30 protein-coding genes and 1 pseudogene are annotated in these 26,385 nt (G+C 60.0%); 8 read left to right on the forward strand and 23 right to left on the reverse strand.

The genetic code is table 11. The annotated features are described in order from the left end of the window. Window positions 1-13: 13 nt before the first annotated feature. Window positions 14-1,012 (reverse strand): DUF1176 domain-containing protein, encoded by a 999-nt coding sequence (locus tag ACB034_RS00665; protein ID WP_371171811.1) that lies wholly within the window; start codon window positions 1,010-1,012, stop codon window positions 14-16. A gap of 237 nt (window positions 1,013-1,249) precedes the next feature. Then, window positions 1,250-2,203, reverse strand: a complete 954-nt coding sequence (locus ACB034_RS00670) for a hypothetical protein (protein WP_026456559.1) — start codon at window positions 2,201-2,203, stop codon at window positions 1,250-1,252. 102 nt (window positions 2,204-2,305) lie between these two features. On the opposite strand from ACB034_RS00670, the gene ACB034_RS00675 reads away from it, so the two are divergent. From ACB034_RS00675 to ACB034_RS00685, 3 genes are all read left to right on the forward strand, one after another. Further along, window positions 2,306-2,485 carry a hypothetical protein gene (locus tag ACB034_RS00675; RefSeq protein WP_197064527.1) on the forward strand — a complete coding sequence of 60 codons (180 nt, stop codon included), beginning with the start codon at window positions 2,306-2,308 and terminating at the stop codon, window positions 2,483-2,485. Continuing rightward, window positions 2,485-4,458, forward strand: a complete 1,974-nt coding sequence (locus tag ACB034_RS00680) for a methyl-accepting chemotaxis protein (protein WP_371171812.1) — start codon at window positions 2,485-2,487, stop codon at window positions 4,456-4,458. The genes ACB034_RS00675 and ACB034_RS00680 overlap by 1 nt, the downstream gene beginning before the upstream one ends. Window positions 4,459-4,527: 69 nt before the next feature. Beyond that, on the forward strand, window positions 4,528-5,403 hold the full coding sequence (locus ACB034_RS00685; protein WP_185377951.1) for an OmpA family protein: 876 nt from the start codon (window positions 4,528-4,530) through the stop codon (window positions 5,401-5,403). Between the two features lie 65 nt (window positions 5,404-5,468). On the opposite strand, the gene gloA is transcribed toward ACB034_RS00685, so the two are convergent. The 9 genes from gloA to ACB034_RS00730 form a co-directional block, all read right to left on the reverse strand. Continuing rightward, window positions 5,469-5,882 (reverse strand): lactoylglutathione lyase, encoded by a 414-nt coding sequence (gene gloA / locus ACB034_RS00690; protein WP_026458785.1) that lies wholly within the window; start codon window positions 5,880-5,882, stop codon window positions 5,469-5,471. Between the two features lie 150 nt (window positions 5,883-6,032). Next, window positions 6,033-6,674 carry an endonuclease III gene (gene nth, locus ACB034_RS00695; protein WP_371171813.1) on the reverse strand — a complete coding sequence of 214 codons (642 nt, stop codon included), beginning with the start codon at window positions 6,672-6,674 and terminating at the stop codon, window positions 6,033-6,035. Between the two features lie 14 nt (window positions 6,675-6,688). Further along, complete coding sequence (locus ACB034_RS00700) at window positions 6,689-7,441, reverse strand: electron transport complex subunit E (protein WP_124238814.1); 753 nt, start codon at window positions 7,439-7,441, stop codon at window positions 6,689-6,691. 26 nt (window positions 7,442-7,467) lie between these two features. Further along, a complete protein-coding gene (gene rsxG / locus ACB034_RS00705; protein ID WP_216992614.1) occupies window positions 7,468-8,100 on the reverse strand; it encodes an electron transport complex subunit RsxG in 633 nt (210 codons plus the stop codon). A gap of 40 nt (window positions 8,101-8,140) precedes the next feature. Next, window positions 8,141-9,193 carry an electron transport complex subunit RsxD gene (rsxD, locus tag ACB034_RS00710; RefSeq protein WP_371171814.1) on the reverse strand — a complete coding sequence of 351 codons (1,053 nt, stop codon included), beginning with the start codon at window positions 9,191-9,193 and terminating at the stop codon, window positions 8,141-8,143. Between the two features lie 29 nt (window positions 9,194-9,222). Then, window positions 9,223-11,766 (reverse strand): electron transport complex subunit RsxC, encoded by a 2,544-nt coding sequence (rsxC, locus tag ACB034_RS00715; RefSeq protein WP_371171815.1) that lies wholly within the window; start codon window positions 11,764-11,766, stop codon window positions 9,223-9,225. Between the two features lie 2 nt (window positions 11,767-11,768). Next, window positions 11,769-12,335: an electron transport complex subunit RsxB gene (gene rsxB, locus ACB034_RS00720; protein WP_026458166.1), complete on the reverse strand. Its 567-nt coding sequence runs from the start codon at window positions 12,333-12,335 to the stop codon at window positions 11,769-11,771. Between the two features lie 2 nt (window positions 12,336-12,337). Further along, complete coding sequence (rsxA, locus tag ACB034_RS00725) at window positions 12,338-12,919, reverse strand: electron transport complex subunit RsxA (RefSeq protein WP_042028612.1); 582 nt, start codon at window positions 12,917-12,919, stop codon at window positions 12,338-12,340. 183 nt (window positions 12,920-13,102) lie between these two features. Then, on the reverse strand, window positions 13,103-13,741 hold the full coding sequence (locus ACB034_RS00730) for an HNH endonuclease (RefSeq protein ID WP_371171816.1): 639 nt from the start codon (window positions 13,739-13,741) through the stop codon (window positions 13,103-13,105). Between the two features lie 274 nt (window positions 13,742-14,015). Between ACB034_RS00730 and ACB034_RS00735 the strand changes: the two genes are divergently transcribed. Beyond that, complete coding sequence (locus ACB034_RS00735) at window positions 14,016-14,483, forward strand: hypothetical protein (protein ID WP_371171817.1); 468 nt, start codon at window positions 14,016-14,018, stop codon at window positions 14,481-14,483. A gap of 153 nt (window positions 14,484-14,636) precedes the next feature. Continuing rightward, window positions 14,637-15,005 carry a VOC family protein gene (locus ACB034_RS00740; protein ID WP_371171818.1) on the forward strand — a complete coding sequence of 123 codons (369 nt, stop codon included), beginning with the start codon at window positions 14,637-14,639 and terminating at the stop codon, window positions 15,003-15,005. A 17-nt stretch (window positions 15,006-15,022) separates the two neighbouring features. Here the strand turns inward: ACB034_RS00740 and ACB034_RS00745 are convergent, their stop codons facing one another. Both ACB034_RS00745 and gdhA read right to left on the reverse strand, forming a co-directional pair. Next, complete coding sequence (locus ACB034_RS00745) at window positions 15,023-15,235, reverse strand: DUF3955 domain-containing protein (protein WP_371171819.1); 213 nt, start codon at window positions 15,233-15,235, stop codon at window positions 15,023-15,025. Window positions 15,236-15,413: 178 nt separating this feature from the next. Continuing rightward, complete coding sequence (gdhA, locus tag ACB034_RS00750) at window positions 15,414-16,760, reverse strand: NADP-specific glutamate dehydrogenase (protein WP_371171820.1); 1,347 nt, start codon at window positions 16,758-16,760, stop codon at window positions 15,414-15,416. 566 nt (window positions 16,761-17,326) lie between these two features. Between gdhA and rluF the strand changes: the two genes are divergently transcribed. Then, a complete protein-coding gene (rluF, locus tag ACB034_RS00755) occupies window positions 17,327-18,373 on the forward strand; it encodes a 23S rRNA pseudouridine(2604) synthase RluF (protein ID WP_371171821.1) in 1,047 nt (348 codons plus the stop codon). Between the two features lie 87 nt (window positions 18,374-18,460). Here rluF and rsmS read toward each other — a convergent pair whose 3' ends face one another. From rsmS to ACB034_RS00775, 4 genes are read right to left on the reverse strand one after another with little or no spacing between them, the layout of a single operon-like run. Next, entirely contained in the window at window positions 18,461-18,616 is a 156-nt protein-coding gene (rsmS, locus tag ACB034_RS00760) for a pleiotropic regulatory protein RsmS (protein WP_082037565.1), read from the reverse strand. A 60-nt stretch (window positions 18,617-18,676) separates the two neighbouring features. Further along, complete coding sequence (locus ACB034_RS00765) at window positions 18,677-19,147, reverse strand: acyl-CoA thioesterase (protein ID WP_371171822.1); 471 nt, start codon at window positions 19,145-19,147, stop codon at window positions 18,677-18,679. 20 nt (window positions 19,148-19,167) lie between these two features. Next, a complete protein-coding gene (locus tag ACB034_RS00770; RefSeq protein WP_371171823.1) occupies window positions 19,168-19,467 on the reverse strand; it encodes a hypothetical protein in 300 nt (99 codons plus the stop codon). Beyond that, window positions 19,464-20,315 (reverse strand): DMT family transporter, encoded by an 852-nt coding sequence (locus tag ACB034_RS00775; RefSeq protein ID WP_371171824.1) that lies wholly within the window; start codon window positions 20,313-20,315, stop codon window positions 19,464-19,466. The genes ACB034_RS00770 and ACB034_RS00775 overlap by 4 nt, the downstream gene beginning before the upstream one ends. A 62-nt stretch (window positions 20,316-20,377) precedes the next feature. Here ACB034_RS00775 and ACB034_RS00780 point away from each other — a divergent pair, with 62 nt between their 5' ends. Further along, complete coding sequence (locus ACB034_RS00780) at window positions 20,378-21,028, forward strand: tellurite resistance TerB family protein (RefSeq protein ID WP_371171825.1); 651 nt, start codon at window positions 20,378-20,380, stop codon at window positions 21,026-21,028. A gap of 36 nt (window positions 21,029-21,064) precedes the next feature. Here the strand turns inward: ACB034_RS00780 and ACB034_RS00785 are convergent. Beyond that, a pseudogene (locus ACB034_RS00785) lies at window positions 21,065-21,367 on the reverse strand (PLP-dependent aminotransferase family protein); the annotation flags it as partial. 95 nt (window positions 21,368-21,462) lie between these two features. After that, window positions 21,463-22,635: an MFS transporter gene (locus ACB034_RS00790; RefSeq protein WP_371171826.1), complete on the reverse strand. Its 1,173-nt coding sequence runs from the start codon at window positions 22,633-22,635 to the stop codon at window positions 21,463-21,465. Window positions 22,636-22,939: 304 nt separating this feature from the next. Here ACB034_RS00790 and ACB034_RS00795 point away from each other — a divergent pair, with 304 nt between their 5' ends. Further along, window positions 22,940-23,947: an HAD family phosphatase gene (locus ACB034_RS00795; protein ID WP_061475713.1), complete on the forward strand. Its 1,008-nt coding sequence runs from the start codon at window positions 22,940-22,942 to the stop codon at window positions 23,945-23,947. A 121-nt stretch (window positions 23,948-24,068) separates the two neighbouring features. Here the strand turns inward: ACB034_RS00795 and dkgB are convergent, their stop codons facing one another. The 4 genes from dkgB to ACB034_RS00815 all read right to left on the reverse strand — a co-directional run bounded on the left by dkgB (window position 24,069) and on the right by ACB034_RS00815 (window position 26,368). Beyond that, window positions 24,069-24,875 carry a 2,5-didehydrogluconate reductase DkgB gene (dkgB, locus tag ACB034_RS00800; protein WP_371171827.1) on the reverse strand — a complete coding sequence of 269 codons (807 nt, stop codon included), beginning with the start codon at window positions 24,873-24,875 and terminating at the stop codon, window positions 24,069-24,071. A gap of 96 nt (window positions 24,876-24,971) precedes the next feature. Beyond that, a complete protein-coding gene (locus ACB034_RS00805; protein WP_371171828.1) occupies window positions 24,972-25,268 on the reverse strand; it encodes a putative quinol monooxygenase in 297 nt (98 codons plus the stop codon). A gap of 129 nt (window positions 25,269-25,397) precedes the next feature. Next, a complete protein-coding gene (locus ACB034_RS00810) occupies window positions 25,398-26,009 on the reverse strand; it encodes a hypothetical protein (protein WP_371171829.1) in 612 nt (203 codons plus the stop codon). Beyond that, the gene (locus tag ACB034_RS00815) at window positions 26,000-26,368 is read right to left on the reverse strand and encodes a hypothetical protein (RefSeq protein WP_371171830.1); all 369 of its coding nucleotides are present in this window, start codon (window positions 26,366-26,368) and stop codon (window positions 26,000-26,002) included. The genes ACB034_RS00810 and ACB034_RS00815 overlap by 10 nt, the downstream gene beginning before the upstream one ends. Window positions 26,369-26,385: the final 17 nt, after the last annotated feature.

The raw sequence follows: 26,385 nt of genomic DNA on the forward strand, positions 1-26,385 counted from the left end.
GGCTGCCTTATGTTTACTGTGCTTTGACCACCTTGCTGGTCAGTGTCGGTAGGTGCCAGGTGCCCCCCAGTGCAATCATGCGGCAGCTTCCGGTGGTGCTTTTCTCGCTCTGCACGAAGGTTTTGCCATCCCATACCCAGCTTTCGAAAGAAAAACAATCTCCTATCCCTCTTCCCTTGTGTGAGGCACTCAGTTCACCCATTCCATAACCATTGGCGTCAGTACTGATGAGGGTCGCACTGTCGGTGTCAAGCTCTGCGTCAATCAGAACGAATGCTGATCCGTCGTTGTAAGCGGCGAGCCAGCAGGGGAGCTGGATCAAGGCTCGTTCTTGGTTCAGGGGATAGAGCCTGCCACCTTCCGACTTTTCATAGGCCATGGGACAGGTATCTTGATCGACTTGCTGTTTTAGCCACTTGCCTATGCTCTGTAGCTCCGGCTTGGTGAGCGGACGAGAGAGATTGTCTGCGGCAACGGCACCGGCGTGGATCACGGGGGCCGACAAGGCAGGAGGAATGGATGTGATGGGTAGCGAGCCCTGTTTGGTCAGGGCTGTACTGGTATTCAGACGGCCTTGAAACTCATCCATTTTGAGAAAAATGGCATAGGCACCGGCACCGGATAGCGGTTCCTGATGTTTGTTCCATTCAAATACCACCTTGCCAGTCCCTTTGATTGCTCGGACTAGCGCTGCCGTTTGATGCTGGCTAAATGGAGTCCGCTCTTTTACGGTGCCGAGTATTTCGTCATTGATGCGCAGTGTTATCAAACCATCACTGGGGGCCGATGGGGTTTGTTCATCAACTTCAGTGATGGCCAGCTCGGCATTGAGTATCCCCTTGGCTCCTGCCTCTCGTGTGAGCAGAACTGATATTCCACCAGATCCTGCGCTGTAACCTGCGGATCGGCATGTCCGTGTGTTGTCGCAGGCCAGTTCCCAGTTCTTGTGTTGAAAAGAGATCCCTTCAGTAAAAGAGCCGAGCGCAGAAGCCAGCAGTGTTGCGATGAGCATGAGATGGTTCCAAAAGAATTAAGCAGGTCAGGATAGCATTCAGGATGGTGCAAATTGAATCTTGTTGTGGCGCGCATAAAGGCGCTTAGTGGGGCATTGACCTTCTACCTGAATGAAAAGACAGGTTTGTTCAAGCATCATTGCCAGTCATTTGAGGCAAGAAAAATGTGAACCTGAGGGAGATTAGCGGTTGAATGAAAGCTCTCTCACTCATGCTTAATGGCCGTTTACAGCTGGTTAGAAACTCATGGCCAGCCCGACGGAATAACCGCTGGTATGGCGGCTGAACATGTATCTGGCCACCAACCGGGTGCGGGTGACGAAGATATCGTACTTGCTGCTGTCGAGCTCCAGCCCCAGCCCCAACGAGTTGAGGGAGTTGAAGCCGAGCTGGCCGCGCTGATCCCCGAGATATTCGGTGCGGGCCCCTTCCAGCACATAGCGCAGGGGGCGATCTAGCAGAGTCCAGTCCAGCAGGGGGGCGCGGCGGCGCAGATAGAGCCCGAGGTTTTCCGCCTCGGCAGACCCGCGCACGCTGTGGGAGGTGCCGCCAAAGCTTTGTAGGTGCTGGTAGGAGTAGCGCAGCTCGGCATCGATATCCTGGGCGGGGGAGAAGAGCTCGTAATCGAGCATCATGGAGCCCCCCAGACCATAGACGTTGAGCTGGCCGCCATCGAGAAAATCCAGTGAATAGCCCCGGGTACGCTCCAATAGCCAGCTACCGATCCGCAGATCGCTGGCCACCACGCCAAGGGAGACGTTGGCGATGGGGCGAAGTACCCAGTGTCCCCCTTGTTCATCCCGGTGCAGGGAAAAATCCCAGCCGACGCCCCCCGAGGCGGTCAGGCTGTTCCAGCGGGTCGGAATGGTGCGGCTCTCGGTGCCATTGCTCATGACGAACTGGGGATCGTAACGACTGAATCCTATTGCCCCCTCCAGATAGACGGGGATCTGGTCGCTCATGGTTGAGCCACCGCCAAACTGGGTCATGGCGAGGGCTGCCGACTGGTTGGTGCCGCTGCCGATATTGAGATCGCTGGCGGTGATATCCGGCACGACCGTGTAGGTCATCAGGGCGATCACCGCATTGGCGCGCTCCTGCGCCCGAGCGGGATCCAGCTGGCCTGCATTGGCGGATAGGGCGGGAAGCGCCAGTAAAAGCGGCAGCAGCCAGAGAGGGGAAATATGCATGATGAGGTTCCGATCCGAGACATCCTGTCTTTTGCCTTACTGTAACGGGCTTGTGGCCAATGTCACCAGTGGCGAGCTTGCCAATATTTTGATAGTTATCGAATGAAGCTGTTTTATCCTCTCGAATCAGCATTCAAGAAGCGCCTGGTCATCGCGTCCGTGGCGGCAAGAGCCCTTATCCTGACCCAGGTCAAGGGAGTGGAAAATAGTTGGGTGGGTGCCGGAAAAAGAGAGAGAAGTGAATATAATCAATCAATTGATAGAGAAAACAGGAGCGCGTGATGAACAGACTGGGACTGGCTGGCAAGATGTTGCTGGCAATTTGCCTGCCATTATTGGCGCTGGTGTTTTTCGCTGGCCACTACGTGTACGACCGTTATCGGGTGTCGCAGGAGATGGAGCAGGCCCAGCAGATGCTGGTGCTCGTCAAGAGCAGTGCCCAGCTGGTTCATGAGCTGCAAAAAGAGCGGGGCATGTCGGCGGGGTTTATCGGCTCGGCTGGCAGCAAGTTTGCCGATGCCCTGCCACAACAGCGGGCGGCGGTGGATGAGGCCATCGCCAGATTTCGGGCCGAGGATCAGGGGATCGCCCATGAGCAGGCGGATCAGGGGCTGGCCCAGCTGGCCGGGATCCGCGATCAGGTCAGTCAGCTGACCATAGAAGCGCCTCGTCAGGTGGCCTTCTATAGCCAGTTGATCGCCTCCCTGCTGGGGGTGGTAGACGAGATCAGCCTGCGCAGCCGGGATGCGGGCATCGCCCTGCAGACCAACGCCTATGCCGCCTTCCTGCAAAACAAGGAGCGCATGGGGATGGAGCGGGCGACCCTGAGCAACGTGTTTGCCAAAGACAGCTTCACGCCCGCCGCCCTGCAGCAGTTCATGTCGCTGCTCGCTTCCCAGCAGAGCTATCTCGAGCGTTTCCGGGCGGTTGCCACGGATGAACAGATAGGGCTGCTCGATACCCTGCTGCAGTCTCCCGTGATGGAGGAGGTCAGCAAGCTGGAACAGGTCGCCCTCGACAAGATGGCGCAAGGGGGCTTTGGCGTTGATCCCGAACAGTGGTTTGCGGTCAGTACCAAGAAGATCGATCTGCTCAAACAGGGTGAAGATCAGCTCTACCAGCAACTCTTTGAGCGGGTAGCGCAGATGCAAATCAGCAGTCAACACAACTTCTGGTGGGGTACCCTTGCGGTGCTGGTCTGTTTGCTGTTGACCTGTCTCATCAGCTGGAAGGTACTGCGGGATCTGCATCTGGGCTTTGTCGCCCTGCACCGCACCTTCTCCCGTCTGGTCAATGAAAATGATCTGACGGTGCGGGTGAACTGGCAGTCCGGCGACGAGCTGGGGGCGCTTTCCCGGGATCTGAACCAGTTCCTGCAACACCTCGAAGGCTTGCTGTGCGAAGTGCGCCGCTCCTGCGATGTGCTGACGCGCAGTGCTTTTGCCTCCAACGAGGTGATCGCCGAGGTCAACGAAGGGGTCGAACGCGGGGTGGGGCAAGTGGATTTGGTGGCGACCGCCGCCACCGAGATGGCGTCCACCGTGGCCGAGATCGCCCGCAATGCGACCCAGACCTCCCAGGCAACCCAGCAGGCCATCGGCCGTGCCCGCCAGGGGGACAAGGAGGTGGATCAGACCATCGCCGCCATCGCCCAGGTGGCCGATACCCTCACCCAGACCCGTCAGCTGGTCAACAATCTGCATCAGGATACCGAGTCGGCAGTGGAGGCCCTGAGCCTTATCAAGCAGATCTCCGATCGCACCAACCTGCTGGCTCTCAATGCGGCCATCGAGGCAGCGCGGGCCGGGGAGTCCGGGCGAGGCTTTGCTGTGGTGGCCGACGAGGTGCGCACCCTGGCCAACCGTACCCAGCAGGCGGCCGATGATATCGAACAGATGCTCTCCCGCCTGCGTTCTGGCGCCAGCCAGGCGGTAGTGGCCATGCAGTCGGGCAGCGAACAGGCGGCGCTCAGCGTCACCGAGGCGAAACGGGCTGGCAGCGAGCTGACCGATATAGTGGACGAGGTGCGCAAGGTAAGCGAGATGACCGCCCAGGTGGCTACCGCCACCGAGGAGCAGCGCTACGTCACCGACGATATCCAGAACAACATGCTGACCATTCGCGAGGTGTACGAGGCGCATCGCCAGCACTCCGTTACCCTGCAAAAAAACAGCACAGAGCTGGATCAGCTGGCCCGCGAGCTGGCGGGGCGTATCGCCTGTTTCCGGCTGATGGAGCACCCCGCTTCCCACTGAGCCATTAATACCTAAAGCTTGGCCTGCCCTTGCCGATATCTGAAAAGAGATCGCGTGGAGGGCAGGCAATTGAACGCTTGGGTGTTAGGGTTGGTCAGCATATCAGTGAGTATGCAGTTGCAGGCGGGGGTCACCGAATTCGGTGCCGGCCTGGATCAATCCGTCTGGCGTTTGACCTCTGACAGCCAGATCGAGTGCCGTCTCGAACATCCCATTCCCAACTGGGGCACGGGGGCTTTCGTCAGCCGTGCCGGCCGCAAGATCAACCTCGATTTCGAGCTCAAGGGCAAGCGTCCCCAGGCCCAGACCCAGACGGTAAGCCTCGGCATCATGCCGCCCATGTGGCGTCCCGGCATCGCCGGGCGGGAAGTGAGCCAGCTGCGTTTCTTCAAGCAGTTTGATGGCCTGGTCGACGGGCAGACTGCCTGGACCATGCTGGACGAGCTGGAAGGGGGGCGCATGCCGACCTTTCAATATCGGGACTGGTATCGCCAGAACCGGGCGGTACGGGTCTCCCTCTCTTCGGTCAATTTCCGGGTCAAGTACCAGGCGTTTCTCGACTGTCTGAGCGGCTTGCTGCCCTACAGCTTCAACGACATTGCCTTTAGCGTGCTCACTTACGACAAGAACAGCGATCAGCTCTCCATCTCCTCCAAGCGGCGGCTGGCGATGATCAGCGAGTTCATCAAGGCGGACAAGAGCATCGACGTGGTGGTGATCGACGCCTACAGCGACAGCTACGGCGGCCGCTGGCCGAACCAGAAGCTCTCGGAGAAGCGGGCCGACGCCATCAAGAAGGTGTTCGTCGATCTGGGGCTGGATCCCGGCAAGATCTCGGTAGAGGGGCACGGCGAGAAGCAGCACGTCGCCTCCAACGAGACCGAGCAGGGCCGCGCCAAGAACCGGCGAGTGGTGATCAGCATGGGCCGCAACGGCGAGATTTGAGCACTGCCAAAGAGATAAAAAAAGAGCGCCAGAGCGCTCTTTTTTTATCTTCTGCGGATTGGGTATCAGTGGCTGTCGCCCAGTCCCATGCCGGCATCTTTCTTGGCGATCAGCTCAATCTTGTAACCGTCCGGATCTTCGACGAAGGCGATGACGGTGGTGCCGCCCTTGACCGGGCCCGGCTCGCGGGTGATCTTGGCGCCGGCGGCGCGCAGGGCGTCACAGGTGGCATAGATGTCGTCCGCTTCCAGGGCGATGTGGCCATAGGCGGTGCCCAGCTCATATTCGCTCACCCCCCAGTTGTAGGTGAGCTCGATGACGGCCTCATCCTTCTCGTCACCGTAACCGACGAAAGCCAGGGTGTACTTGTACTCGCTGTTCTCGCTCTGGCGCAGCAGCTTCATGCCAAGCACGCGAGTGTAGAAGTCGATGGAGCGTTGCAGATCGCCCACACGCAACATGGTATGCAGAATTCTCATTGCTCAGTTCTCCGGGTAGTTTTCTCTTTGTATTCACACAGCGCTTCGATACGCGAGAAGCCGCTGCCGCAGATGTTCGCGAGCGAGGCCGGTATGGCTGAAGGGCGCAGGGGCCCTGCGGTTCAAACCACCTTGTTCAGGTCACCGGGCTCAGCTCTCCGGGTAGACCTTTTCTTTGTACTCGCACAAGTCTTCGATGATACAGGAGCCGCAGCGCGGTTTGCGAGCCAGACAGGTGTAGCGTCCGTGCAGGATCAGCCAATGGTGCACGTCCAGCTTGAACTCGGCAGGGACCACCTTGAGCAGCTTCTCCTCCACCTGATCCACGTTTTTGCCCATCGCAAAACCGGTGCGGTTCGACACGCGAAAGATATGGGTGTCGACGGCGATGGTGGGCCAGCCAAAGGCGGTATTGAGCACCACGTTGGCCGTCTTGCGACCCACCCCAGGAAGGGCCTCCAGCGCCTCGCGATTTTCCGGCACCTCGCCGCCGTGGCGCTCGAGCAGTATGGTGCAGGTCTTGATGACGTTCTCGGCCTTGGTGTTAAAGAGGCCAATGGTCTTGATGTACTCCTTCACCCCGTCCACCCCGAGGGCCAGCATGGCCGCCGGGGTATTGGCCACGGCGTAGAGCTTGTCGGTCGCCTTGTTGACGCTCACATCGGTCGCCTGGGCCGAGAGCAGCACGGCGATCAGGAGCTCGAACGGCGAGTTGAAGTTGAGCTCGGTCGTGGGGTGGGGATTGTGCTCCCGCAGCCGCTCCAGGATCTGGCGGCGTTTCTGGTTGTTCATGGCTCCCTCTTGTCTCAGAGCTGGGTTGCCCGCGCTCTGGCGGGGGGCACGCTGCAGTGGGCGACGGTGGCCGACTGCTTCTCGTGGCGCCAGTCGTTGATGGCATTCTTGGCGGCAATGAGCAGCCCCAGACCGATGAAGCCGCCCGGCGGCAAAATGGCCAGCAGCAGGCTGGCATCGGCGTGGAACAGCTCGATTCGCAGGGATTTGGCCCAGTCGCCGAGCAGCAGCTCGGCACCATCAAACAGGGTGCCCATGCCGATGATCTCGCGCATCGCCCCCAGCAGCAGCAGCACCAGGGTGAAGCCCAACCCCATCATGAAGCCGTCGATGACGGCCAGCAGCGGCGGGTTCTTGGAGGCATAGGCCTCGGCCCGGCCTATGATGACGCAGTTGGTGACGATGAGGGCGATGAAGATGCCGAGCGCCTGATAGAGCCCATAGGTGTAGGCGTTCATCAGCAGCTGCACGCTGGTCACCAGGGAGGCGATGATCATCACGTAGACCGGGATGCGGATATCTTTCGGCACCCAGTTGCGCACCAGGGAGACGGCGAGGTTTGAGCCGATCAATACCGCCATGGTGGCCAGGCCCAGCCCCAGGGCGTTGGTAAAGGTGGAGGAGACGGCGAGGGTCGGGCACAAGCCCAGCACCTGCACCAGGGAGGGGTTGTTCTTCCACAGCCCCTGTACCATCAGCTCCTTGAATTCGCGCTTGCGGTTGTCCGGCTCGGCTGTCGGGACAGTGCCCGTTTCAATCTGTTCCATCTGTGTCATGACGGGATCGACTCCGGTTATTGGGCCGCCGGACAGGCCGGGGCGTTGCTTAGCCATTCGGGATGCTTTTGTTGCAGCGTCAGCAGGTTCTTCACCGCCTTGACCACGGCGCGCGGCGTGATGGTGGCGCCGGTGAATGCATCGAACTCGCCGCCATCCTTGGTCACCGCCCAGCTGGCCTCGTTGTCGGCACTCAGGAACTTGCCGGCGAAGCTGTTGATCCAGCCCGATTTTTTCAGCTCAATCTTGTCGCCAAGGCCAGGGGTCTCCTTGTGCTCGAGTACCCGCACCGCGCTGATCGTGCCTTTGGCATCGATGCCGACAATCAGGCGGATGGCTCCACTGTAACCGTCCGGCGCTATGGTCTCCAGTGCATAGCCGGTGGCGATGCCCCCCTTGGTGGCGGTATAGAGGGCCTGGGGTTGATCGCTGCCCAGGTATTTGCGGCTGGTCACCAGCTTGCAGCTGGCCACCAGATCGTTGTCATAACTTCCCTCCGGCAGCAGGGCCGAGAGGGTTTGCAACTTTTCCCGCTGCTGCTGCTGGGCCACTTTCTCTTTGGTCAATTCGTGGGTCAGCACCACCAGTGCGGTGCAACCCAGCGCGAACAGGGCCAGGATCAGGCCGTTTTTTCGCATGCTCTTTAACATGACAGGGCTCCGGCGGCGGTGACAAGAGGACGAAGAGAGATCATTTGCGACGGGCTCCATACACTTTCGGGCGAGTCAGGCTGTCGATCAGCGGGACGCAGAGGTTGGCCAGCAGCACGGCAAAGGCAAAGGCATCCGGGTAGCCGCCAAAGCGACGAATAATGTAGACCAGCACGCCGATCAGCACCCCGTAAGCCAGGCGGCCACGGGGCGTGGTGCTGGCCGTCACCGGGTCGGTGGCGATAAAGAAGGCCCCCAGCATGGTGGCGCCGCTGAACAGATGGAAGATGGGGGTGCCGGTGGCATCCGGGCTCAGCAGATAGCCGAGGGTGGCAGAGACCAGCAGGGCGCTGAGCACCGCCACCGGAATGCGCCAGTTGATCACCTTCTGCTGCAGCAGGAACAGGCCCCCCAGCAGGTAGCCCAGGTTCACCCAGCTCCAGCCGATACCGCCCCAGCCTTCAAACAGCGGGCCGCTCAGGATTTCGCTGGTGGTCAGCCCCTGGGTCAGGCCCGTCTTCAGGGTATCGAGCGGGGTGGCCATGGTGAGGCCGTCCACCCCCTGCTTGAGCTGGGCCATGCTGTAGCCGTCGAGGCTAAAACCGGTGAAAATCACCGACAGGGCGTCGCCAAGCCCCAAGTCATAGGCCCGCACGCTCTCTGGCGGCAACCAGCTGGTCATCTGCACCGGGAAGGAGACCAGCAGCAGCACATAGGCCACCATGGCCGGGTTGAACAGGTTCTGGCCAAGGCCACCATAGAGGTGTTTGGCGATGATGACGGCAAACGCCGTGCCCACCACCAGCATCCACCAGGGCAGCAGTGGCGGCAGGGAGAGGCCGATCAGCACGGCGGTCAGCGCCGCGCTGCCATCCAGCAGGGCGGGCTTGATGGCCCGGCCACGCAGCTTGAGCACCAGCGCCTCGCAGCCCAGCGCGGTCACCAGCGCCAGCAGGATCTGGATAAGGGTGCCCCAGCCGAAGAACCAGGTCTGGGCCAGAAAACCCGGCACGCAGGCGAGGATCACCAGCAGCATCAGGGTTCGGGTCTGTTTGCGGTTATGGGCAAACGGCGCAGTCGCGATATTGAACATGGAGAAGTCGGTTACCTCTGTTGTAACGATCAGTGTGGCGATGAGCCTTCGTTCGGCGACGTTTCAGTGGCACTGGCACCGGTATTGGCCGCCGCTTGTGCCGCCAGCTTCTTGGCCTTGGCCCGGGCCACGGCGGCGGCAATGGCCGCCTTCTTGGGATCAACCTCGGTACCTGCCGGCTCGGCCTGATCCTCGCTTGCTTCAGGGGTTGGCGTCGCCTCAGCGTGATCCGCCTCGCCCTGCTGCTGCGCCAGCTTCTTGGCTTTGGCACGAGCGATGGCAGCGGCAATGGCTGCCTTCTTGGGATCGACCTCGGAGCTTGCCGGCTCGGCTGGAGCCCGGCTTGCTTCAGGGGCTGGTGCTGCCTCTACCTGATTGCCTTCGCCGCTTTGGGCCAGCTTCTTGGCTTTGGCACGAGCGATGGCAGCGGCAATGGCTGCCTTTTTGGGGTCAACCTCGGTGCTGGCCGGCTCGGCCGGGGTCTCGCTTGCTTCAGGGGCCGGAGCTGCCTCAGCCTGATAGCCTTCGCCGCTTTGGGCCAGCTTCTTGGCCTTGGCACGAGCGATGGCAGCGGCAATGGCCGCCTTCTTGGGATCAACCTCGGTGCTTGCCGGCTCGGCTTGGGCCCGGCTTGCTTCAGGGAGCGGCGTCGCTTCTACCTGACTGCCCTCACCGCTTTGGGCCAGCTTTTTGGCCTTGGCACGAGCGATGGCGGCGGCAATGGCGGCCTTCTTGGGGTCGACCTCGGTGCTTGCCACTTCTGCCGGAACCGCTTTGCTGTCAGCGGTTGGCTCGGTGGCATCAGCCTCATCGCCAGCCCGGGCTTTCTTGGCCTTGGCCCGCGCCAGTGCGGCGGCGATGGCCGCTTTTTTCGGATCCGCCTCGGCAGTGGCTGCGGTGTCACTCGCTGCGGCAACCGCCGCTTCGGCCGCCTTGGCGGCGCGGCGCGCTTCCGCTTCCCGTTTGCGAGCCTCGCGGGCGGCGATCACTGCGCTGTTGTCGGGCAAGCCTTGTGCGGTGGCGGCAACGGCCGTGACAGGGGCCTCCTGCTTGGCCTTGATGCGGGCAAGGGCCGCAGCCACCGGGTCTTCACCCCCGGCGGCCGTCATGGCCTGACGGCGCTGGGCGGCGGCTTCGGCGTGGCGAGCCTCGCGGGCCGCTTTTTCCCGCTCGAAACGGGCCTGTTTGGCTTCGAAGCGCTGCTTGGCACGCTCGGCTTTTTCAGCCTCGGCACGCGCCTCGCGAATATCGTCCTTGGCAATCTTGTAGTACTGCACCAGCGGGATTTCGCTCGGGCAGACCCAGGCGCAGGCACCGCATTCGATGCAGTCGAACAGGTTGAGCTGCTCGGCCTTGTCGTATTCCCTGGCCCGGCTGTACCAGTAGAGCTCCTGGGGCAGCAGGGTGGCCGGACAGGCATCGGCACAGGCGCTGCAACGGATGCAGGCCTGTTCCGGACCGGGGAAGGGCAGTTCGGCACGGGTCGGTGCCAGCAGGCAGTTGGTCGCCTTGACCACGGGCACCATGGCGTGGGGCAGGGTAAAGCCCATCATGGGCCCCCCCATGATGACCCGCTGATCCGCCTCGGGTTGCAGCTCGAAGCGTTGCAGCAACCAGCGCACCGGCGTGCCCAGGCGTACCCAGGCGTTGCCGGGTTGTTTGAAGCTGTCGCCGGTGAGGGTGACGATCCGCTCGATCAGCGGCTCGCCGTCGATGATGGCGCGCTTGATGGCAAACACGGTGGCGACGTTGAGCACCATGATGCCAATATCGACCGCCCGGCCCCCCTTGGGCACCTGACGACCGGTGAGCAGTTCAATGGTCTGTTTGGCACCGCCCGAGGGGTACTTGGTGGGCACCGTCTTGACCAGCACGTCCTCGTCGGTGGTGTGGCGGGTCAGCTGGTCGATGGCTTCCGGCTTGTTGTCTTCCACCCCTATCAGGGTGAGCTTGGGTTTGAGCAGGTGCTTGAGTACCCGGATGCCATCCATGATTTCGTCGGCGTATTGCTGCATTAGCCGATCGTCGGTGGTGATGTAGGGCTCGCACTCCAGTCCGTTGACGATCAGGATCTCGGTGAGCTGGCCACGGCCATCGAGCTTGCTGTGGGTAGGGAAGACGGCGCCCCCGAGGCCTGCGATGCCCGCCTGCTGGATGCGTTCGAGCAGCTCGCCCCGTTCCAGATTCCAGTAGTCGGGTTTGCCATTGCGCTCGCCCCAGGCATCCTCGCCATCCGGGGTGAGGGTGATGCAAAGATCGTCGAGACCGGAGGGATGGGCAACCGTGTGGTTGCCAATCTCGGTGACGGTGCCCGAGGTGGGGGCATGGACCGGCACGATCCGCCCCTTGGCGTAACGGGTCAGGGGCTGGCCCTTCTTGACCCGATCACCCACCTGCACCAGCAGATCGCCGGCCAGGCCTGCGTGCTGGCGTACCGGAATGATGAGTTGCGGCGGCAGACCTGCGTCTACTACCGGGGTCTGGCTCGACTGACGTTTGTTGTCGGCCGGATGAATGCCGCCGTGAAAATCCCACAAGGTGCCGGCTTTGATATGTTCGAGTAAGGACTGCATGGTTACTCCACTACCTTGACCGGGATGATGACGTTGTTGAGATCCCACTTCCAGTTATCGACCGTGGTCGGCACCGGGATCATCTCGATGCAATCGGTGGGGCAGGGGTCAACACAGAGATCGCAGCCGGTACATTCGCTGGCGATCACGGTGTGCATCGCCTTGGTGGCACCGACGATGGCGTCTACCGGGCAGGCCTGGATGCACTTGGTGCAACCGATGCACTGATCTTCGTGGATAAAGGCGACCTTCTTGACTGGCACGGCGGCCTCGTCTCCCCCGCCGAGCGGCTGGGGTTCGACCCCCATCAGATCGGCAATCTTGCGCATGGTGGCGTCGCCACCGGGCACGCACTTGTTGATGGCGTCGCCACCGGCAACCGCCTCGGCGTAGGGCTTGCAGCCCGGGTAGCCGCACTGGCCGCACTGGGTCTGGGGAAGCAGGGCGTCGAGCTGATCGACGACGGGATCCTCCTCCACATGAAACTTGACGGCGGCAAAGCCCAGGATAATCCCGAACGCCAGCGCCAGCAGGGTGAGCACCAGAATGGCAAAGAGAATATGGATCATGGTTATATCTTGATTAGGCCGGTAAAGCCCATAAAGGCCAGCGACATCAGGCCGGCAGTGATCATGGCAATCGAGACCCCGCGAAAGGGGGCGGGCACATCGGCGGCCACCAGTCGCTCGCGCATGGCGGCAAACAGGATCAACACCAGCGAGAAGCCAAGCGCTGCGCCAAAGCCGTAAATCACGCTCTGGATAAAGTTGTGACGCTCATTGATGCTCAGCAGCGCCACCCCGAGTACGGCGCAGTTGGTGGTGATGAGGGGCAGGAAGATCCCCAGCAGGCGATAGAGGGTGGGGCTGCTCTTGCGTACCACCATCTCGGTAAATTGCACCACCACGGCGATCACCAGGATAAAGGCGAGGGTGCGCAGGTAGACGATATCCAGCGGCAGCAGGATATAGTGCTCCACCAGATAGGAGCTGGCACTGGCGAGGGTCATCACGAAGGTGGTGGCCAGCCCCATGCCGATGGCGGTTTCCAGCTTGCCGGAGACCCCCATGAAGGGGCACAGGCCGAGGAATTTCACCAGCACGAAGTTGTTAACCAGCACGGTGCCGATCAATAAAAGCAGGTACTCAGTCATCGAATGTCGGGTTATCCGGTTTGAAGGCGGGCGGTATTATCTGATTTTAGGGCACGTTAAACAACCGCAAGGGGGCAGGGTTATTATGCAACCGGATAATTTGCCCGCGGTTTTGCTCAAGATGGCGGCAGGTTTGGCGCCATGGCATGGTGGCGTGATGGTGCTGAGTGATGCGGTGAGCGGTTACTCTTTCACGAGGCGAGGGTGGCGGCGATATAACTCATTGAGTACCGTCAGCTTATTGCAACCATGATGGAACTCGCGATGGCAGTTGGGGCAGAGTGCCACCGTATTACTCACAGTATCTGACCCGCCATCTGCCAGCCCTTTGAGGTGATGCACCTCCAAAAAGGGCTCGCCCGCTGCTGTTAAGAAGGGGGCCGGCTCACCACAGGATTCACATCGCTGAGCTGCGTTGGTCAGCACCCACTCCCGCACCGATTGACTGCGTTCATGGCGGCTTGTCGTGCGGTAGTGTGCTTGGGGGGCTTGCACCCCTTGAGGAACGTTAGTCTCGGGGGCCGATGGCGCAGGCAGAGGAGCGAGATCGCGAATAAGCCCCTCAAGGATAGCTATGGTGCGCGAGCCCACATGCTTCGCCGGTTTTAATCCTGGCACCCAGCCTAGTCCCATCTGCTCAAAGACATAGGAGATGTTTTGCATGCGAAATTCAAAGGACTTGTCGGTCCGGCCAAATTGCTCGGCCAGTTCGCGATAATAGCGTTTTTTCACAAACCGCTCGCCCCGTTGGGCTTTGCCATGCATCTCCAGATAGGCCGCGACCGCCGCGCGTAACTCTTCGGTGGTCCAGTTATCGCGCAAGGTGAACTCCTAGAGATATTGAGGCAGTGAGAGGACAGTGGATGGCGTTTAACACAGAAAGCAGGCGCCATCTGGGTTTGCAGCCGTTGCCGGGCATGTTAATCCAAATGACGCCTTTTTTTAAGCGGTTATTTTGTCGTAACGTCGGTACACTGGGTCGATTTCTATAAACAAATCAGCAGGCTAGTTTTTCGTTCCCCTTATTGGCAAAGAACGGGCATCTGAATAGGCATGCCGCAATGCCGTGATATGGCACAACCACAAGGAGGTGGTGATGGATCCGGTATCCTATCTTTTCTCGGCCTATCTCAACCTGGTGCAGCAGCAGGTGTCGGATATCTATGGCACCGAGCTTAAGACGCTGGTGGTGCAGTATGAGGGGGAGCAGGTGCCCTACTCGTTTCAGCTGTGGCGGATCCAGCCACAGAGTGTTTGCCGACCTTACGAGCAGGATGTTCGGCGCTTTAGTCAGTGTACGGTCAATGCATCGGCGCTGTTTCACCGGCTCTGCGACGATCTGAATCGCCAAGACGACAGCAGTTTGCAACAGCCCAGGTTTCGCGCCATGTATTGCCAAGCGGCGGTCAGCTACCGCCCCATGATCGCCGAGATAGGGGAGGCCAGACAGAACCCGGCCCAATTGGCAGAACGGGCCTGCAATCAGGCCATTCTGGCGGCCATGGATAGCGAGAATGAAGCCCTGCAGGCCCAGCGTGACAAGGCGTGTGCCAAGGTGCAGTGAGGCTGGCTACCGATATTCTCAAAAAGAGGCTGTTTGCCGCACGTTTGAGCCGTTCTGCTCACTCGCTGTTCACGCCAGGTGAGTAGGGTAGGTATATAGCGGGAGCCGCCATCATCTTGATAGCCATGACAGCGATAATCACAGGGAGGATGCATGATCAGCCATATCGACCATCTGGTACTGACAGTCAGCGATATCGAACGCTCGGTGGGGTTTTACAGTACAGTGCTCAATATGGAGGCCGTTACCTTTGGCGAGGGGCGCCGCGCCCTGCGCTTTGGCAACCAGAAGATCAATTTGCAGCTGCTCGGGCAGGAGCCGCGCAACCGGGCGCAGGTAGGCTCGGGGGATCTCTGCCTCATTACCCGCTGGCCTCTGGATCAGGTGCTGGCCCAGCTTGCGAGCCTGGATGTCGAGATAGTGGAGGGGCCTGTGATAAAGAGCGGTGCCTGCGGGCCCATCGAGTCGGTTTATCTCCTCGACCCGGATCGGAACCTTATCGAAATAAGCCGTTATCGCTGACCTCTTGGTGCCTTGCCTCATTCTCCCTTGGCGGCGCGTCTGCGCAGTACCGAGTGCAGCGGAACAAGCAGGGCTAACAATGCGCCTGCGAAGAGCAATAGATAACCCAAAGGGATCAGGGCGAATGGCTCATGGAGGACTCCCTGAGTATCCAGAGTGGCGCCTATTTGATGAAAGGCCAGAAAACAGCCGAGCCCTGCCAGGATGAGCAGAATGCCGAGTCTTGTCATGGGGTGCTCCTTGTCCGCGACATGCGGTGAGAAAGGGGGAGTGCGCAGCCTGCCATGCTTGGGTGAAGTAACGGTGAAGTGGAGCAGAGAGACAACAACGGCAGCCCATTGGCTGCCGTTGTTGTTGGCGGGAGAGGGCGCTCGTTCAGGCCATCCCCTCGAGATGGGACAGGCGGAGTTAGCAGACCCCCTGCGCCAGCATGGCATCGGCCACCTTGACGAAACCGGCGATATTGGCGCCGCTTTCGTAGTTCACATGACCCTCCTCATCCTGGCCGTAACGCACGCAGGTGGCGTGGATGCTGGTCATGATCCCCTTGAGACGGGCATCCACCTCTTCCCGGCTCCAGCCAAGGCGCTGGGCATTCTGGCTCATCTCAAGGCCCGAGGTGGCCACCCCGCCGGCATTGGCCGCCTTGCCCGGGGCAAACAACACTTTGGCCTCGTGAAACAGAGCGATGGCCTCGGCGCTGCTCGGCATATTGGCGCCCTCGGCGACCAGTTGCACCCCATGGGCGATAAGCTTACGGGCATCTTCCTCCAGCAACTCGTTTTGGGTGGCGCAGGGCAGGGCGACCTGGGTGGCGATATGCCAGGGGGTGCGGCCGCTGTAATACTCGAGCCCCAGTTCATAGGCGTAATCGGCGATGCGCTTGCGCTGCTCGTTCTTGAGTTCCATCAACCGGGCCAGCTTCTCGGGGGTGAAGCCGTCGGGATCGTACACGGTACCACCGGAGTCGGAGGCGGTGATGACGCGGGCCCCCAGCTCCATCGCCTTCTCGATGGCGTACTGGGCCACGTTGCCCGAGCCAGACACCGACACCGTCATGCCAGCCAGCGACTGGCCGCGATGGGCCAGCATGGCCTGGGCGAAATAGAGCAGGCCGTAGCCGGTGGCCTCAGGGCGAATGAGGCTGCCGCCAAAGGAGAGCCCCTTGCCGGTAAAGACGCACTCGGCGCTGTTGGTGAGCTTCTTCATCATGCCGGTCATGTAGCTCACCTCGCGCCCACCGACGCCGATGTCACCGGCCGGCACGTCGGTGTTGGCCCCCAGGTGGCGATGGAGCTCCAGCATCAGCGCCTGGCAAAAACGCATCACCTCTCCCTCGCTCTTGCCCTTGGGATCGAAATCGCTGCCTCCCTTGCCACCGCCCATGGGCAATGTGGTGAGGGCATTCTTGAAGGTCTGTTCGAAGGCGAGGAACTTGAGCACAGAGAGATCCACCGAGGGGTGAAAACGCATCCCCCCCTTGAAGGGGCCAATGGCGGAGCTGTGCTGGACGCGGTAGCCGCGGTTCACCTGCACCTGGCCCTGATCGTCCACCCAGCTGATGCGAAACTGGATCAGCCGCTCCGGCTCTACCAGTCGCTCCAGCAGGCCATGTTGCAGATAGCGGGGATGGCGCTCGACATAGGGCCAGATGGAGGCAAGCACCTCGCTGACCGCCTGAATAAACTCCGGCTGGTGGGGATTGCGGCTGGCGACCTGCGCCAGGAAGTCCGCCCGGGATAGGGAATGACTCATCTGTAACTCCTGTAGTGAAGGGTGAAATTGGCCTCTTGCCAGAGAAAAGCACATGCCCTGCATCCAAATTTTTGAGGTTATAAGTCGCTTGGACGCAGACAAAGATCCGACTTAATGACGGGATTGCCGCCGATTATTGTGCTAATCGTCGAAAACTACCGAGACTCGGGGCGACGGGCACAAGATAATTCGTGTTGAGGAAAATCTTTTTATGCATTTTTGATTAATAAATAGCAAGAAATTATTAGTTCCGTATGGCGCAGAGACGGCGCCTGTGCATAACAACCAAATAACGATGAACAGGTGTAACGGGAGGGAGAGGCGTGACCCCTGGCGCATTTTGGCTGGCAGAGGGGCGCCGCGAGCAAGTATCCGGCGTGTTAAAGCTGGCAATATGCTACTGTGTCGCCATTTTTGACGGATAAGCTGGCCTTTACCCTTTTTAAGATGGAAAACTATGCAAAAACTTGATGCGGTGACGCGGTTGATGCCGCTGGCCGAGCCCTCGCTGGCAAACAATACCAGAGTTCAACGAGGCGAGGCTTCTGCCCGCAGGCAGGTGACCCATGCTGGCCGATGAATCCATGCGCCTGAACAAGTACATCAGCGAGAGCGGCATCTGTTCGCGCCGCGAGGCTGACCGCTTTATCGAGCAGGGCCACGTCTTCATCAACGGCAAGCGGGCCGGGGTGGGGGATCAGGTGTTTGCCGGGGATCTGGTCAAGGTCAACGGTCAGGTGATCGAACCGCGCGAGGCGGACAGCCTGGTGTTTATCGCGCTGAACAAACCGGTGGGCATCGTCAGCACCACGGAGGCGGGTGAGAAGGACAACATCGTCGACTTCGTCAACCACAGCACCCGCATCTTCCCCATCGGCCGTCTCGACAAGGACTCCCAGGGCCTTATCTTCCTCACCAACCACGGCGATCTGGTCAACAAGATCCTGCGGGCGGGCAACGATCACGAGAAAGAGTATCTGGTGACCGTCGACAAGCCGGTGACCGACGACTTTATCAAAGGGATGGCGGCCGGGGTGCCGATCCTCGGCACCGTCACCAAGAAGTGCAAGGTGAAAAAAGAGGCGCCGTTCGTGTTTCGCATCACCCTGGTGCAGGGGCTGAACCGCCAGATCCGCCGCATGTGTGAGCACTTCGGCTTCGAGGTAACCAAGCTTGAGCGTATTCGCATCATGAACGTCAGCCTCAAGGGGCTGCCGGTGGGTGAGTGGCGTGACCTCGACGGTGATGAGCTCATTGAGCTGTTCAAGCTGATTGAGGACTCCTCCTCCGAGGTGAAACCGGCCAAGGGCAAGCAGGGCGCAGCCCCGCAGGGCAACAAGGGGGTTGGCAACCTGGGACAAGGGGGCAAGCCGGGGCAGGGCAAGAAACCGCGCCGGGATGATGACCACGAAATTGGCGGACGCCCCAATGTGCCGGGCCCGGAAGCATTCGAGAAGAAAACCCCGGTCGGCAAGGGCGGTGCCGGTAAAGGTGCAGGGAAAGCTGGCGCAGGCAAAGGCGGTGCTGGCAAGGGGGCCCCGAACAAGGGGGGCAAACCCGCTGCGAGCAAACCGCGCGCCGGTCAGGGTGGGCGGCAGAAGAAGGGGCGCTAGGGCGCCTTGTCTGCTCGCTTTGTCGTCATCGACTCGCACATACACCGGCCATCAGGCCGGTGTATTGCTTTGGGAAAGAGGCTGGGATCAGTGATCCCGCCCCTCTTCCAGCTTGCGCTGGTAATCCTGCTGGACGATGGCGAGCGCCGCGAGAGCCAGGGCCGGATCGATCCGGTTGGTCTCCAGCAGTTCGATAAGATCCACCGCGAGCTGGACCTCGGGGGGGGCATTTTCCAGTGACATGGGGAGCTCCGGTAAGGGGAAAGCGCCATTATACACGGGGCCCGTCCCGACTGACTGGGGTTAGAGGTGCTGGCGCATCTCCTGGTCGATCTGCTCGCGCAGGGCCATCAGCTTCTTGGCGTAGAGCTGCAACTGCAGATCGGCGGCCGAGACCGGCTGCCACTGGGGTACCGGGGTCGGTTTGCCCTGTTCGTCCATGGCAACGAAGATGATGATGCAATGGGTGGTCTTGTGACGCTGGGCCTCAGTGGGGTGGCGGCTGTAGACATCCACCGCCAGGTGCATGCTGGTGGTGCCTGTGTGGATCACCTGGGCGTGTACCTCCACCAGCTGGCCTATCTGGATGGGGCGCAAAAAGCGGATCCCCCCCACATAGACGGTGACCGCATAGCCGCTGCACCAGCCGGCGGCGCAGGCGTAGCCCGCCTGATCGATCCACTTCATCACCATGCCGCCATGCACCTTGCCGCCGAAATTCACGTCGGCAGGCTCGGCCAGAAATTGCAGGGTCAACTCGCGGGGTGGGGTCATGTACTCTCCTTGATCCGGGTTCATTGCCGGTAACTCTTGCGGTAGGTTTCTGCCTGCTGGCAGGGGGGCAGGTCGCCAAGGGCAGGGCGCTTGTTGCCCTCCCGCTGGCCGAAGCTGGCGAACTCCTGCCGGCACTTGGCAGCCTTGCCGCCTTCCTTGATGCAGGCGTCGATCCGCTGCTGCTTGCCCTGTTCAATCAATTGCTGCTGGGCTTGCTGGCAGGCGGCGTCCAGTTTGGTCTGTTTGGCATCTCTGTTCTCCACTGCGGCCAGCAGGGGGCTAGAGAGGGCGCAACCGAGCAGCAGTACGAACATCTTCATGATGATTTTTCTCCTGATGGGGGGCGTCCGGCAATCACCAGGGCAATCCCCCCCAAGATGCCCAGGGTCGACAATATCAAGCGCAGTGGCCAGGACTCATTCAACCAGATGAGCCCGGCCAGGGCGGCGAGTAGGGGCACCAGCAGCTGGACGCTGGCGGCCAGGGTGCGGCCAAGATGGGGCAACACCAGATACCAGAGTGCATAACCAAGGCCGGAGGCCAGCGCCCCCGAGGCCAAGGCATAACCGATGGCGGCGGGGCTGGTCTGCAACTGCCCGAGCAGCAGATAGATCAGGGCGGCCGGCAGGCTGGCGCGCAGAAAGTGGCCGGCATTGGCAGCAACCGGATCGGCAAAGCGCGAGGCCCGCAGGGTATAGCCGGCCCAGGCGATGCCGGCCACTATCATCAGGGCTGCCCCCAGCGGATCCGGCGCACTGAGGCCGGGCAGCAGCAAGACCACCAGGCCTGCCATGGCGAGCAGCAGGCCGAGCCACTGGCGCCGGGGCAGAGACTCCCCGCGCAGCAGGGGCGGTGCCAGCATGCTGATCTGCACGGCGGCAAATAGCAGCAGGGCGCCGGTGCCCGTGGTCAGGGTGAGGTAGGAAAATGAAAACGCCGCGCCATAAATGACAAGAGCCAGGGCACCGCCCCAATCCCCCTGACGGGGCGATTTTTTGCGCGCGCCGCACAGCAGCACCAGTACCAGGGCGCCACTTGTCAGGCGCAGCAGGGTGAAGAGGGCGGGATCCATCCGCTCTTCAAACAGAGCCAGCCGACAGAGCACCGAGTTGGCGGCGAACGCCATCAGGGTCAGCAGAGTCAGTAACAGCAGGCGGGGCAGTGGCATCCATTCACCTTGAGTTCAGTGGGGCAGGTTCAGCATGGTTCACCATCCAACGAGGAGGTCCCATGAAACAAATGCTGGAGCAATTGATGGGAGCTGGCAAGGGCTGGCTCAATGAAGGCGGCGATAGCCGCAAGGCGCAGATGAAGGGGATGGCTCAGGGTGGCCTCGCCGCCGGTGCCATGGCCCTGCTGCTTGGCAACAAGAAGATGCGCAAATATGGTGGCAAGGTGGCGGCGGTCGGTGGGGCGGCGGCCCTCGGCGGTCTGGCCTACAAGCTCTATCAGGATTGGCAGGCACAGCAGGGCAGCCCGGCGCAGCCGACCCAGCCCATCGGCACCTTGCAGGGCAACGCGCTGGATGCCCGCGCAGCTCTCTTGGTGCGGGCCATGGTGGCGGCGGCCCGGGCCGATGGCCATATCGATAACGACGAGCGTCAGAAGATCCAGCAATATCTGACCGAACAGGGCCAGAGCGATGCGGCGCACTGGATCGATGCCGAACTGGCCCGCCCGCTCGATCCCCACGCCCTGGCGCGGGAAGTGACCGACATGGAGCTGGCCACCGAGGTCTATCTTGCCTCCCTGCTCGCCATCGACGTGGATCACTTTATGGAACGCGGCTATCTCGACGAGCTGGCGCGCGCCCTCAAGCTCGATGACAACCTCAAAGGCAGCATAGAGCGCCAGGTGGCCCAGCTGGATGCCCCCGCCTGATCCCCGGTTAGTACATGGATTGTCGATAAGGCCCCGTTACGGGGCCTTGTTGTTTTTTGGGGGAATGGCGTCCAGCTGCTGGTGGATAAGCTCTGCCAGCCGGGTGAGAGCCCCCTCCAACTGCTCGCTCCAGGGATGGGAGCTGTTGAGCCGCAGGCAGTGGTTGTGCAGCCCCTTGCTGGAAAAGAGCGCGCCGGGGGCCAGCGAGAAACCGCTGGCCAGCGCCCGGGCGTGCAGGGAGCGGCTGTCGAGGCGCGGGTCAAACTCGAGCCAGAGAAAATAGCCGCCATCGGGGGAGGAGATGCTCACTTCCACCGGTAGCAGGCGCAACAGGGCCGCCGATGAGGATCTCAAGGAGTCTTGAGCCATTGCCATCTTGCCAATGAAAAAGGCCGACACAGGATGTCGGCCTTCTCGTTCTGTTGCGTGGCGGACTAGATTGCCAGCGCCAGTCTGGCTTCACGCTGCTCGCTGATATGGGTGAGGACATAGGCCAGCAGCACGATAAGGGCGCCGATCCAGGGGGTGTGCATCAGACCGAGGTGCTCCACCACCAGGCCGCCGACCACGGAGCCCAGCGCAATGCCGACGTTGAAGGCGGCGATATTGAGGCCGGAGGCCACGTCCACCGCCCTTGGAGTGTGCTGCTCGGCCTGTTTCACCACCAGCACCTGCAGCCCGGGTACGTTGCCAAAGGCAAAGGCGCCCCACACCAGCACGGTCAGCACTGCCAGTACCGGGTGGGGGGCGGTGAAGGTGAGCACCAGCAGCACCATGGCGAGACCTGCAAATAGCAGCTTGAGGGCGGGCAGCGGGCCCATCTTGTCCGCGAGCTTGCCGCCCCAGATATTGCCGACGGCGACCGAGACCCCGTATACCAGCAAAATGAGGCTCACCGCTCCAGCGCTAAAACCGCTCACCTGTTGCAGGATGGGGGCCAGGAAGGTAAAGGCCGTGAAGGCGCCGCCATAGCCCAGCGCCGTCTTGGCATAGACCAGCAGCAAGGGCTTTTTGGTGAGCACGGAGAGCTGCTCGCGGATGGTCGAGGCGGCTCCTTTGGGCAGGTTATTGGGGATCAGCAGCAGGCTGCCCACCATGGCTACCAACCCCAGCAGGCTTACCACCAGAAAGGTTTCGCGCCAGCCGAACACCTGACCAATCCAGGTGCCGAGCGGTACGCCGGTCACCAGCGAGATGGTGAGGCCGCTGAACATGATGGCGATGGCGCTCGCCGCTTTCTCTTTGGCCACGAGGCCTGTGGCGATGGTGCTGCCCACAGAGAAGAAGACCCCGTGGGCCAGCCCGGTGAGGATGCGGGCCACAATCAGGCTCTCGTAACCGGGCGCCTGCCAGGCCAGCAGGTTGCCGGCGGTAAAGAGCGCCATCAGCCCCACCAGCAACCACTTGCGCGGTACCTTGCCGGTGAGTGCCGTGAGCACAGGGGCGCCGATGGCGACCCCAAGGGCATAGAGGCTGACAAGCAGGCCCGCCGAGGGGAGCGAGACATTCAGTTGCTCGGCGATGGTGGGGATCAGCCCCACGATCACGAATTCGGTGGTGCCGATCGCAAAGGCACTTAAGGTGAGGGCAAACAACGCCAGTGGCATAACAACTCCTTGGATGGTGACTCCCGACGGGAGAATGGCGCCAGTATGCCGAGGCAGTTTGTTGGCAAAAATGACGGCATGTTCAAATGACTTTTGATCAATTCACATCAATCTGGCCGTTAATCGCCTTCTCCCCCTGGCTTGCTGTGGCTATTGGCAGTGGTGTCATATTGCACTCGTTGGGCGTTGGGGTAAGCTCCGGTAGATGGTTTAGGCGCTGGTGCAGGAGTGGCCCGGATACATGACGGGGGATGTCGCTCAGGGCTGCCAGTCATGGCTTTTCCCTTGCAAAACAGGACACAAGATGAAACTGACCGGACTATCCTCCCTTCTTTTGCTGTGCGGTGCCTTTGCCGCCCAGGCCGCCCCGCAGGATCCCCTCTTCGCCTGGAATGACACAGCCGCCAAGCAGGCGATCACCCAATGGGTTGCTGATGCCACGGATCAGCAAAAGGCCACTTTTATCCCGGAAGATAAGCGCTTTGTGGTGTTTGATAATGACGGCACCCTGTGGCCAGAGGCGCCCCTGACGTTTCAGCTGCAGTTTGCGATAGACGAGATCAAGCGTCTGGTGCCAGACCACCCTGAGTGGAAAAAAGAGCCCGTCGTCGCCGCGGTGCTGAACGATGATCTCAAGGCTCTGACCAGGATGGGGGAGAAGGGGCTTGTGCAACTGGTGGCCCTGACGCACAGCGGCATGACCACCACGGAATTTGCCAAGCGGGTGAACAACTGGGTGAGCAGCAAAAAAGATCCCCGCTATGGCTGCCACTACAACCAGCTTGGCTATCTGCCGATGAAGCAGCTGCTCACCTATCTGCGGGAAAACGGCTTCAAGACCTGGATTGTCTCCGGTGGTGGCGCCGACTTTATCCGGGAGCTGGCGGAGCCTATGTATGGCATACCGCCGCAGCAGGTGGTGGGGTCGTTTGCGCAAGGGGAGTTTACCCTGACGGAGGATGGGTCAGCGATCCGCAAGACCATGACGGGGGCCTACTATGACGATGGCAAGGCCAAACCGGCGGCCATCCACCTCTTTATGGGACAGCGCCCGGTGGCGGCCTTTGGCAACAGCGATGGCGATGTGCCCATGCTGCAGTACACCTCGACCAACCCCGACTACCGTACCTTTGGTCTGCTGGTCCACCACACGGACGCCAAGCGGGAATATGCCTATGACAGTCACCCTCCGGCCAGTGGCAAGCTGGTCGATGGGTTGGCTCAGGCGAAGGCGCGGGGCTGGGTGGTGGTCGACATGAAGTCGGACTGGAACCAAGTGTTTGATCCTGCGCTCTGCCCAAACGTCCCCTGACGGGAGGTGATTGACGGGGCGTGATAAAGCAGCAAGCGGGGTTTGCTCCCGCAGATCCGGGCGAAGGCGGGAGCGCCTTCGCCCGGCTTGTTTTTGGCTGCTAGGGGCGTTACATCCCGGCTTAGTTATCCCAGGCGGGGGCAAAGTCCGGGTTGGCGCAGCGCTCGCCTCGATCCAGGGTGGCGATGGCGGCCATCTCATCGCTACTGAGCGTCACCTTGAGGGCGGCCAGATTGGCGGTCAGGTTCTCCCGCCTGGTGGAGCTCGGGATCACCGCCATGCCCTGCGCCAGCAGCCAGGCGAGCGACACTTGGGCCGCAGAGACGCCGTGGTGCTGGCCGATCTCCATCAGCAGCGGCTCGCTCAGCACCTTGCCATAGGCGAGCGGCATATAGGCGGTGACGGCGATGCCCTGTGCCTGGCAGAACTCCACCACCTTGCGGTTTTGCAGCAGGGGGTGAACCTCCACCTGCTGGTGGGCGATGGAGCCTGGCCCCAGGATCTCGATGGCCTCTTTAAGCTGGGCAACGGTGAAGTTGGAGACCCCGATCTCCTGGGTCAGGCCCCGGGCTTTGGCCTCGGCCAGCTGTGTCAGATAGACCGCCATCGGCACTTCATCCCTGGGGGAGGGCCAGTGAATGAGCGCCAGATCCAGATAGTCGGAGCCCAGTTTTTCCAGGCTCATCTCCAGGCTCGGGATCACCTTGCCCTGGCCAAACTCGCTGGTCCACACCTTGGTGGTCAGGTAGATATCCTGGCGGGGCACGCCGCTCTCGGCCATCAGCTGGCCCACTTCGGCCTCGTTGGCGTAGATCTGGGCGGTGTCGATATGGCGGTAGCCAAGCTCAAGCCCCTGCAGCAGGGAGTCACGCAGGGGTTGCCCGGACAGGCGGAAGGTTCCAAGACCCAGGTTGGGCATCTTCATCATGCTATTCCTCAAATTGATTGGCCCCTCTTTACAGATCAAAGGGCAGGGCGAAAGGGCAAGGCTGTGCTTTGTGTCGTCGTCAGGGATACGAGCCATTCAGGTACCCAGCGGCTGATAATGGCGAATGGTGCTGCCGGCAAACCAGGGCCCGGTTTTGGCGAGAAACTCGATAAAGTGGGGTTGGCTCTGGTGAGTGGTGAGGGCGGCTTCACTCTCCCACACCTCGTAGAGCATCCAGCTGTGTGGATGGTCCAGATCCTGATGCAGTTGATAGCGCAGGCAGCCCGACTCCTGCAAGGTGGCCGCGATCAAGGGGCTCAAGGCGGCGCGAAACTGGGCGGCAAATTCGGGTTTGGCCTCAAGCTGGGCAATCACTATCACGGGCGATGACATCTGAACCTCCTTGCAAAATGAAGGTTCAGTATGCCCACCGTCTATCACAGGAAACAGGGCGCTGGCCACAAAACAGTATTGAAGGGAGAGCAGCAATCGCAGTAGTGAGATTTTTTATGACTGATTATCTTAATTTGTCGTCAATGACCCTGTTTCTGCTATATGAACCAGTCTTTTTATAATTGAGGATGAATTCAACGATTGTGTCTGATCTATTTTTAACGCATACCTAAAAAGATTGGCCAGTCTATGTATCTCATCAGTGATAAATTCATTATCCATATCGATATAGGCCATTAGAAAATATGCTGATATTCTACGGTTGATATTTTCTACATATTCTGCAGTCGTTGGTGCAATATCACTAGCAATATATTCAAAAAGGCAATAAATATAATAAAGTAAATATGGAAGCCTTGTGTATAAATATCGTTGCTGACTATAGATTTGCTCAACACCTGAAAAAATAAAATTTATGTTCAATAAATCTGTTTTTATCGATGAGTGTTCGGTAAAAAGATGCATCGCATGATTACAAACTCTATCGAAGCTATCATAGCTCTTTTTGTCATATCGTAATTCAGAAATATATTGACTGCTGAATATTTCCCTTAAACCCATCTTATCTAAAACAATGTCTATTCGTTGAGCATGGCCTACTGGCCCACCTCCATTTTTAGGCCTGAGAAATAATGGGTCTTTAGATAAATGCTCTACAAATGAGTTTTTATCTATCGCCATTGACTCAAGCAGATATAAGCTTTCCTGTAATGGTTTTCGCAACAACATAAAGGAAACTGCCATTTTACTTTTTTGGATGTAGATAGGCCTTCAAAAATACAATGTAACATGTCTGATAAGACTGCTGGCAGTACAACAGTTCGTATTACTAAATTTCTTTGCTCACTTCTGTTGTTTTCTTCAAGCCAATCCAAGATATGTTGGTCGGTCTTTTCTAAAGAAGAAATTTCTTCTTCATTTATATTTATAGACTGATTGAAAACATCATGCATCTCCCCAGACTTAATAAATTCCACCATGACATCGTGAATATATAAACACAATTCATGAGAACGCTCAAATTCTGTCGGGAACATCATTTTCAGTGTTATCCTGT

The sequence above is a fragment of the Aeromonas sp. S18(2024) genome (assembly GCF_041402525.1).
Lineage (GTDB): Bacteria > Pseudomonadota > Gammaproteobacteria > Enterobacterales > Aeromonadaceae > Aeromonas > Aeromonas enteropelogenes.

Coding starts and splice junctions, on each gene's coding strand:
- ACB034_RS00665 (WP_371171811.1), bottom strand. CDS start 1,012: ATGCTCATCGCAACACTGCTGGCTTCTGCGCTCGGCTCTTTTACTGAA.
- ACB034_RS00670 (WP_026456559.1), bottom strand. CDS start 2,203: ATGCATATTTCCCCTCTCTGGCTGCTGCCGCTTTTACTGGCGCTTCCC.
- ACB034_RS00675 (WP_197064527.1), top strand. CDS start 2,306: ATGAAGCTGTTTTATCCTCTCGAATCAGCATTCAAGAAGCGCCTGGTC.
- ACB034_RS00680 (WP_371171812.1), top strand. CDS start 2,485: ATGAACAGACTGGGACTGGCTGGCAAGATGTTGCTGGCAATTTGCCTG.
- gloA (WP_026458785.1), bottom strand. CDS start 5,882: ATGAGAATTCTGCATACCATGTTGCGTGTGGGCGATCTGCAACGCTCC.
- nth (WP_371171813.1), bottom strand. CDS start 6,674: ATGAACAACCAGAAACGCCGCCAGATCCTGGAGCGGCTGCGGGAGCAC.
- ACB034_RS00700 (WP_124238814.1), bottom strand. CDS start 7,441: ATGGAACAGATTGAAACGGGCACTGTCCCGACAGCCGAGCCGGACAAC.
- rsxG (WP_216992614.1), bottom strand. CDS start 8,100: ATGTTAAAGAGCATGCGAAAAAACGGCCTGATCCTGGCCCTGTTCGCG.
- rsxD (WP_371171814.1), bottom strand. CDS start 9,193: ATGTTCAATATCGCGACTGCGCCGTTTGCCCATAACCGCAAACAGACC.
- rsxC (WP_371171815.1), bottom strand. CDS start 11,766: ATGCAGTCCTTACTCGAACATATCAAAGCCGGCACCTTGTGGGATTTT.
- rsxB (WP_026458166.1), bottom strand. CDS start 12,335: ATGATCCATATTCTCTTTGCCATTCTGGTGCTCACCCTGCTGGCGCTG.
- rsxA (WP_042028612.1), bottom strand. CDS start 12,919: ATGACTGAGTACCTGCTTTTATTGATCGGCACCGTGCTGGTTAACAAC.
- ACB034_RS00735 (WP_371171817.1), top strand. CDS start 14,016: ATGGATCCGGTATCCTATCTTTTCTCGGCCTATCTCAACCTGGTGCAG.
- ACB034_RS00740 (WP_371171818.1), top strand. CDS start 14,637: ATGATCAGCCATATCGACCATCTGGTACTGACAGTCAGCGATATCGAA.
- ACB034_RS00745 (WP_371171819.1), bottom strand. CDS start 15,235: ATGACAAGACTCGGCATTCTGCTCATCCTGGCAGGGCTCGGCTGTTTT.
- gdhA (WP_371171820.1), bottom strand. CDS start 16,760: ATGAGTCATTCCCTATCCCGGGCGGACTTCCTGGCGCAGGTCGCCAGC.
- rluF (WP_371171821.1), top strand. CDS start 17,327: ATGCTGGCCGATGAATCCATGCGCCTGAACAAGTACATCAGCGAGAGC.
- rsmS (WP_082037565.1), bottom strand. CDS start 18,616: ATGTCACTGGAAAATGCCCCCCCCGAGGTCCAGCTCGCGGTGGATCTT.
- ACB034_RS00765 (WP_371171822.1), bottom strand. CDS start 19,147: ATGACCCCACCCCGCGAGTTGACCCTGCAATTTCTGGCCGAGCCTGCC.
- ACB034_RS00770 (WP_371171823.1), bottom strand. CDS start 19,467: ATGAAGATGTTCGTACTGCTGCTCGGTTGCGCCCTCTCTAGCCCCCTG.
- ACB034_RS00775 (WP_371171824.1), bottom strand. CDS start 20,315: ATGCCACTGCCCCGCCTGCTGTTACTGACTCTGCTGACCCTGATGGCG.
- ACB034_RS00780 (WP_371171825.1), top strand. CDS start 20,378: ATGAAACAAATGCTGGAGCAATTGATGGGAGCTGGCAAGGGCTGGCTC.
- ACB034_RS00790 (WP_371171826.1), bottom strand. CDS start 22,635: ATGCCACTGGCGTTGTTTGCCCTCACCTTAAGTGCCTTTGCGATCGGC.
- ACB034_RS00795 (WP_061475713.1), top strand. CDS start 22,940: ATGAAACTGACCGGACTATCCTCCCTTCTTTTGCTGTGCGGTGCCTTT.
- dkgB (WP_371171827.1), bottom strand. CDS start 24,875: ATGATGAAGATGCCCAACCTGGGTCTTGGAACCTTCCGCCTGTCCGGG.
- ACB034_RS00805 (WP_371171828.1), bottom strand. CDS start 25,268: ATGTCATCGCCCGTGATAGTGATTGCCCAGCTTGAGGCCAAACCCGAA.
- ACB034_RS00810 (WP_371171829.1), bottom strand. CDS start 26,009: ATGGCGATAGATAAAAACTCATTTGTAGAGCATTTATCTAAAGACCCA.
- ACB034_RS00815 (WP_371171830.1), bottom strand. CDS start 26,368: ATGATGTTCCCGACAGAATTTGAGCGTTCTCATGAATTGTGTTTATAT.